We start from the raw sequence: 284 nt of genomic DNA on the forward strand, positions 1-284 counted from the left end.
AGGTGCAGCACCTCGAACGACAGCTCACCGATCTCGACGGTGTCGCCCTCCATGAGCATCCGGGCCGGCGTGACGGGCAGCGGTTCGGCGTCGAGCGGATGCGCGGCGGTCGGCACGCCGGTGGCCGCGGCGACCTGCGCGAGACCCTGCCAGTGATCCCAGTGCTGATGCGTGGTGACGATCAGCTCGAGCTTCGGCGCGTTCTCGGCGAGGTAGCTCACGAGCAGGTCCGGCTGGTTCGCGGCGTCGATGAACAGCGACTTGCCGGTGGCGGTATCGGTGAT

The 284-nt window shown here is 68.7% G+C and carries 1 protein-coding gene; it reads right to left on the reverse strand.

What is annotated here, in order from left to right:
* A partial coding sequence (locus KI686_RS17700) for an MBL fold metallo-hydrolase (protein WP_237590414.1) occupies nucleotides 1–284 on the reverse strand: 284 nt, incomplete at both ends.

It is taken from the genome of Polaribacter sargassicola (assembly GCF_021991835.1).
Lineage (GTDB): Bacteria > Bacteroidota > Bacteroidia > Flavobacteriales > Flavobacteriaceae > Polaribacter > Polaribacter sargassicola.